The 7096-nt window shown below is 54.9% G+C and carries 5 protein-coding genes and 2 rRNA genes; 3 read left to right on the forward strand and 4 right to left on the reverse strand.

From position 1 onward, the window contains the following. Positions 1-46 precede the first annotated feature (46 nt). Positions 47-1303: a hypothetical protein gene (locus tag DMG62_09550; protein ID PYY23323.1), complete on the forward strand. Its 1257-nt coding sequence runs from the start codon at positions 47-49 to the stop codon at positions 1301-1303. A 191-nt stretch (positions 1304-1494) separates the two neighbouring features. Next, a complete protein-coding gene (locus DMG62_09555; GenBank protein PYY23324.1) occupies positions 1495-2910 on the forward strand; it encodes a peptidase M20 in 1416 nt (471 codons plus the stop codon). Positions 2911-2949: 39 nt separating this feature from the next. On the opposite strand, the gene DMG62_09560 is transcribed toward DMG62_09555, so the two are convergent. Together DMG62_09560 and DMG62_09565 are read right to left on the reverse strand one after the other, a co-directional pair. Next, entirely contained in the window at positions 2950-4452 is a 1503-nt protein-coding gene (locus tag DMG62_09560; protein ID PYY23325.1) for a twin-arginine translocation pathway signal protein, read from the reverse strand. A gap of 57 nt (positions 4453-4509) precedes the next feature. Further along, the gene (locus DMG62_09565; GenBank protein PYY23326.1) at positions 4510-5232 is read right to left on the reverse strand and encodes a hypothetical protein; all 723 of its coding nucleotides are present in this window, start codon (positions 5230-5232) and stop codon (positions 4510-4512) included. 187 nt (positions 5233-5419) lie between these two features. Between DMG62_09565 and DMG62_09570 the strand changes: the two genes are divergently transcribed. Then, complete coding sequence (locus DMG62_09570; GenBank protein ID PYY23327.1) at positions 5420-5740, forward strand: hypothetical protein; 321 nt, start codon at positions 5420-5422, stop codon at positions 5738-5740. A 185-nt stretch (positions 5741-5925) separates the two neighbouring features. Here DMG62_09570 and rrf read toward each other — a convergent pair. After that, positions 5926-6042 (reverse strand): 5S ribosomal RNA (rrf, locus tag DMG62_09575). A 207-nt stretch (positions 6043-6249) separates the two neighbouring features. Further along, positions 6250-7096: ribosomal RNA gene (locus tag DMG62_09580) — 23S ribosomal RNA — on the reverse strand; the annotation flags it as partial.

A 7096-nucleotide genomic window follows, 5' to 3' on the forward strand; every position in this document is an offset into this window, starting at 1 on the left:
GATTCATCCTATTCTTCGGGGTGAAACTTTCCTTCATCCTGAGCAGGTGAGCAAACATCAGCGTCTGATCTCAATGATTCTTCTCGTGATTCTTGCCTTCTTCATCGGCTGCGGAGAAACCCAGAAATCCAACACAACGACATCCCCGTCTACGCAGACGACACCGTCTACTCAGCTTGCTTCGTCTGGTGTCTCTGCGCAGTACTTCGGAATGCATGTGCACGATCCGAAGAATTGGCCTTCTCTCTCGTTTGGAGCAACGCGCCTGTGGGATGCGGGGGTCACCTGGCCGAGCCTGGAGCCGAGTCGGGGGCAATGGAACTTTTCCCGATTGGACAACTTCATGTCGCTCGCGGAGCAAACGCACGTAAGCGTGCTCATGACTCTGGGATTCTCGCCACAGTGGGCTTCCGCCCGGCCGAATGAGGCTTGTCCTTACGGTCCTGGGGAAGCTGCGGAGCCGCTCGACATCCAAGACTGGCGCGACTTCGTGCAAACAGTCGCGACAAGGTACAAAGGACGGATCCACGAATACGACATCTGGAACGAACCGAGCGATCCAAATTTCTTTACAGGAACGCCGGCCAAAATGGTGGAGCTGGCCGGAGAAGCATACAAGATCCTGAAGCAGGTAGATTCGACGATCACCGTTGTGACTCCGGGTCCACCCGGCGACACTGGAAAAGCCTGGCTTGATTCCTACTTGTCTCTGGGCGGAGGTAACTACGCCGATGTGATCGGATATCACTTTTATGTCAATCCCGATCCGCCCGAGAGCATTACTTACATGGTTTCGGATGTTCAGGCGATCCTTAAGAAGTACGGTCAAGCGGGAAAACCGTTGTGGAACACTGAGACAGGCTGGCACTGGCCCGCAAGCTTTACTCCCGAGCAGGAATCAGCTTACCTCGCTCGTTCTTACCTCCTGAGTTGGGGAATCGGCGTCAGCCGCTTCTATTGGTATGCCTGGGACGATCATGACTGGGCCACTTTGCAGTTAACGAACGCTGATGGAAGCACGCGACCGTCAGCTCAGACATTCGCCGTGGTGAGAGGCTGGATGTTGAACTCCGATGTTTCGAAATGCTCATCGGACGCCAGCGGCACTTGGATCTGTAACCTATCGCAAGGAACGGTCACTTCCCACATAGTCTGGAACCAGAACGGAACATCCACTTTTTCCATTCCTCAAGGCTGGAATCCCACGTTAATGATCGATGATGCTGGACAACGTACGATTCTGTCTGCCGGCGCCGCAGTACAAATCACCTCGGCACCAGTATGGTTAGGAACCGGTTCCTAGCAGCCGCAACTTGTGGTGAGGCCGAAACGCCTGTGGAACGCCATAGCCTGCTCGAGCTTGCGTAATTGCTAGCAAAAGCCCGTCATGTCAGGCCTCCGCCTGGGTCAAAGATGAATAGAACTTTCGCTCCATTTACACTTCTGAGTCGAGCACTGTACCTCAAGGAGCGATGATTGAAATCTGCCGGATCAATGTCCTCGGCTGTTGTTGTCTTGTTACTCTTGTGGGTTTCGTCTCTATGTTCTGCCCAGATCGACGATGCTACGCGACAGCTCTCTCACGATATCTTCAAGCAACTCATTGAGATCAATACGACAGACTCGGTTGGAAATGTAACCACCGCGGCGGAGGCCATGGCGCAACATCTGCGCGCGGCTGGCTTTCCAGCAGCGGATATCCAGGTGATTGGCCCGAATGATCGCAAGAAAAACCTTGTCGCGCGACTGCACGGAACCAGCAGAAAAAAGCCCGTGTTGTTGATTGGGCATCTGGATGTAGTCGAAGCCAGGCGCAGCGATTGGACCACGGATCCGTTTCAATTGGTTGAACAGGATGGGTACTTCTACGGCCGCGGCACGCAGGACATGAAAGGCGCGGACGCCATTCTGGTCACCACAATGATCCGCCTGAAAAGGGAACATTACAAACCCCCGCGAGACATCATTCTTGCTCTCACCGCCGATGAAGAAGGCGGAAAGTCCAATGGCGTGGAATGGCTGGTAAACAATCATCGCGATCTCATCGATGCCGAGTTTGTGCTGAATCCAGACGGAGGAGGCATTCAGCTTGAGAACGGCAAGACCGTAATGATGGAGATGGATGCTACAGAAAAGCTCTACTCCGACTATCAGCTCAAAGTGACCAATCCCGGCGGACATAGCTCTTTGCCGACACCAGATAACGCCATCTACCACATCGCCGATGCTCTCTCGAGACTTGAACGATACGGCTTCCCGTTCGAGTTAAATGACGTCACTCGTGCTTACTTCACGCAGATGGCGAAAACCGAAACGGGCCAGAAGGGGGCTGACATGAAGACCCTTCTGTCTATTCCTCCCGATGAGCAGGCGATTGCCCGTTTATCGGAAGATCCACTCAACAATTCGTTGATGCATACAACTTGCGTAGCCACGCGTCTCGATGGCGGTCATGCCAACAACGCGCTGCCACAAACGGCTCGCGCTAACGTGAACTGCCGCATTCTGCCCGGGCACTCGATTGAGGAGACGCGGCAGACGCTGATCAAGATCTTTGACGATCGCCAAGTGACGGTGAACAGCGTGGGAAGTGATGGAGAGGTTCAGACTGAGAGCTCTCCACGAAAATCTTTTCCACCTCCACCGTTGTTGCCGGAAGTAATGAAACCCCTGCAACTCGTGACCCAGGAGATGTGGCCTGGAACGCCCGTTGTGCCATCGATGGCAACCGGAGCGTCCGACGGCGTCTACACGTCGCCGGCAGGCATGCCCACATTCGGAATCTCCGGGCTTGCGCTTGAAATCAACGACGTTCGTGCGCATGGCAAAGACGAACGTCTGCCGGTGAAGTCGTTCTACGACGGGGTTGCGTTCTACTACACATTCCTTAAGGCCGTCGCATCGGAATAGCACGTAGAGACGCAGTACGCTGCGTCTCTACCGTGTTCCTTATGTTTTCGCGAGTTCGTAGAGATACTGCACATGCGACCGGACAGCCCCGTCCATTCCCTGCACCTTCGGATTACTCGACTCAACCACATAGTACTCATTCGGAGCATGAGCTCCGCTGCCGTGTCCGAGACCGAAATGTCCGGCCGGCAACCGCAACGGATCGCCGGTGAATACGAATCCCGGCCATGAACCAGCGAGGCGCGGAAACATGATGGGATCAATTCCCGATCGCTTGTAGACCGCCTGCGCTGCGCGGATGATTCCCGAATCGGCAGGCGTGCTGGTGGGATCGTACCCTCCGGTCATGTTGACTTCAATATCTCCATAACCGTGCTTGGACAAGTGCGCCTTTAGCAATTGCAATGATTCCGCAGCGCTCATGTCCGGTACGAGACGGCAGTCGAGCTTGGCGACAGCTTTGTGCGGCAGGATGGTCTTGCCGCCAGGCCCCGTGTAACCCCCGACCAGTCCTTCGATGTTTACTGTGGGGCGTGATGCCAACATCTCGAGCGCCTGCTGATATGGAACATCGTTGATCCAATGACTGATGCCAAGCGTTCGTTTGCGTGTGGCTTCGTCCTCCCGGCGCGCCGCTTCGGCAATCATCTGCTTCTCAGTCGTGGAGAGCGGCCGCACCTTGTCCATGTAGTTTGCGATAGCCGGCGTATTGCCGTCAGGTGTTACAAGCGTAGTGAGCGCCTCCACCAAGTGCCATGCTGGACTGTCGGTCATTGCCTTAAGGCTGGAGTGCACGTCCTGTTTTGGACCGCGTCCCCAGCGTTCGCCGCTGGAGACCAACTCGAGTTCTATCACGCCCTTGGCGCCGAGATCGATTGTGACCTCGCCATCCGGATTCTGAGAGGCCGAAGGCATGAAGAGTCCCGTGCACTTTTTCAAAGCAGCAAGAATATCCGGGCGACGCACAATCTGCGGAAAATGAGGGGAGCCAATCTCCTCCTCGCCTTCGCCCACGAAAACGAAATTCACCGGCGGCTTGCGGCCGGCAGCCTTGATCGCATGCAATGCAGCGAGAAACGTTGCCTCTGGTCCCTTCTGGTTCACTGCACCGCGTCCAACAACAACTTTCCCAAATCCGGACTTGTCGACCAAAGCAGCTTCAAATGGCGGGGAAGACCACTCCGAAGGATCAACCTGCTTCACGTCGTACATAAAATAAAGACCAATCGTCTTGGCCGCGCCATTGTCCATCATTGCGAAGACACCCGGTTGTCCTTCGGTTGGGACTTGCGCGACCTGCGCAAAGCCCGCCTCGCGCAGCATGTCCATCATCAGCCGGCAGCCTTCCTGCATCCCACGATTCTCGGCGGCAATAGAAGGCTGGCGAATCCAGGTCTGCAGACGCTGGACGTTTTCATCATGTTGCTTCTGAATCTGCGTGATGATCGGTTGAAGGTCAGAATCCTGACTCTCTGCAATGGGTGGAAGAGCGGTGCTTGCGGCGGCCATTGCGGCAGTGGCAACGAATTCTCGTCGGTCCATGAGGCGCGAGGATAAAGGAATTGGCGTGCAAGTGTCTAGGCAGTTGAAAAAGAAAGTCTATGAGAGATCGGTAGGCGCCAGAGCTCTGTCCGCTAATTTCAGGTAATAACGGATCCAATCGTCTTCGGTTGGAAGTGCAGCTGCGGTGTCCGTCGCTAGCCGTTCCAGCCTCGTCAATGGCCTCTGGAAATCGCAAACTGAATCAACGAGGGTGGCCAGAGTGAGGCGCACCTGCTCAACGGAATACTTAGAAGGGAAGTCGGAGACCGCCATGAGCTGATCGCGCATCATGCCTTCAATCGCGCCAATGAGCGCCGAGCGGAGCGCCTGAATATCTACTTTGGCCTCCAGCTCGCCGGAGTCCTTCATCGCCTTCACAATATCGTCAATAAGAGCTACGAGTTCCCGAAATTCTTTTCCCGCAGTGACTCCGCCACTCCGGCGAATCGCCGTCTGCTCAAGCAGCAAAATCGTTCGGAATTCCGAGTCATTTTCCAGCAGGCTGATGAACATGTTCAGTGCGAGTTTGAGCTTTTCTGTCGCAGACGGAATGCTGCAGATCGCGAGAATTACTGATCTGCTCAACTCCGACCACTTTTCCTCGATGATCTCTCGTCGCAGTTCTTCCTTGCCGGAGTAGTACTTCAGGAACTGGGAGTGGCTGGTGCGGGCTGCTCGCGTGATATCCGAGATCGCCGTGGCTTCGTAACCGCGCTGGGCAAACAGTGCCTTTGCTGCTGTCCGGAGGCGATTCCGGCTGGAGCTCTCGTCATCCCGCATCTCGAGACCCTCCCATAACACTGATTGCGGAATGTTGCTGGGAGATGCATCCCAGTCTCCGGTTTATGATATCTAGTAAGTTAACTATTATTCATAGACAAGTAATCACTTTTATCATGACCGCACCGCACTGCAAGGTCTTCCCATGTCCTGCCACGTCTGTCTTGCTTCCTAGTGAGTCCTGCCCATGACCACGGAAAGCGGAATCCGGGAGCGCCGCTACACGCGGGTCCAGCTGCCGATCTCGGCAGAGGTTTGTGGCGAGTCAGGTTCACACCTGCCTCGTCCTGCTCACCTGCGGGACATTAGCGCTGGCGGCGCTTTTTTCTATGCGGAATTTGAACCCAAGGTAGGGACGGTACTGCAGGTGAACTTCGTCGTTCCCGGAATTGGAAGCGACGTTCAGATCTCTTGCGAAGGACGCGTAGTGCGAGTGGAGACGGAGAGCATCGGCGCCCAAATCGGGATTGCCGTTGCGTTTGACCGGTTGAATCTGGGTCCTTTGTAGAGCACAGCCGAACCAAAACCATGGAGCCGGATCATGTGGAGAAGGACGCGGTTTAGGCGCGGTTGAGCAACTAGTAGGTTGCTGCGCAAGAGCCATGCGGTTATCCGTGTGCGTGTTTTTGCTTTTAACCCGTTTTCGCCGGAAAAGGAAAAGGCCAACTGCTATTCACAGTTGGCCTTTAATAGTGCCGGCGATGACCTACTCTCCCACACAGTTTCCCGTGCAGTACAATCGGCCCGGCGGGGCTTAACTGCCGTGTTCGGGATGGGAACGGGTGTGACCCCCGCGGTATGATCACCGACTTCGTTTCGCGACTGCTGATCCATCCCATCAGCAGGCTGCCGCTTGCTCAGCGACAGGCGCGAGATCTCTCACAACTGAATCGATTTGGGTGAGCTTCGAGGCTAGCCTCGAAGCTCGGTCAATCTCAGCGTTAGCTGTTTTTCTGAAAACTGAAGACTGACAACTTAATACTCGCGGCGCTTGACTGCCGCAATGCACTGAATAAATTTTATGGTCAAGCCGAACGGGCGATTAGTATTTGTAAGCTGAAACCATTACTGGTCTTACACTTCAAACCTATCAAACTGGTGGTCTTCCAGTGCCCTTCATCACCCTTACGGGTTGGGAGATCTCATCTTGTGGAGTGCTTCACGCTTATATGCATTCAGCGTTTATCACGACCGAACTTGGCTACCCAGCCGTGCCATTGGCATGACAACTGGAACACCAGAGGTTCGTCCATCCCGGTCCTCTCGTACTAAGGACAGGCCCACTCAAATCTCCTGCGCCCACACCAGATAGGGACCGAACTGTCTCGCGACGTTCTGAACCCAGTTCACGTACCGCTTTAATAGGCGAACAGCCTAACCCTTGGAACCTTCTACAGCTCCAGGATGCGATGAACCGACATCGAGGTGCCAAACCGGAGCGTCGATATGAACTCTTGGCTCCGATCAGCCTGTTATCCCCGGCGTACCTTTTATCCGTTGAGCGATGGCCCTTCCATGCAGAACCACCGGATCACTAAAACCTACTTTCGTATCTGCTCGTCTTGTAGGACTCGCAGTTAACCACGCTTATGCTTTTGCACTCGACGGCTGATTTCCAAACAGCCTGAGCGTAGCTTCGTGCGCCTCCGTTACAGTTTAGGAGGCGACCGCCCCAGTCAAACTACCCGCCTTACTATGTCCCTCTCCCGGATCACGGGAGTAGGTTAGAACCACAGAACTCGCAGGGTGGTATCTCACCGGTGGCTCCCCCAAGCCCGAAAGCCTGGGTTCAAAGCCTCCCACCTATCCTGCGCAGCAAGTGCCATAGTTCATAGTAAAGGTATAGTAAAGGTGCACGGGGTCT

This window comes from Acidobacteriota bacterium, from assembly GCA_003225175.1.
Classification (GTDB): Bacteria; Acidobacteriota; Terriglobia; order Terriglobales; family Acidobacteriaceae; genus Gp1-AA112.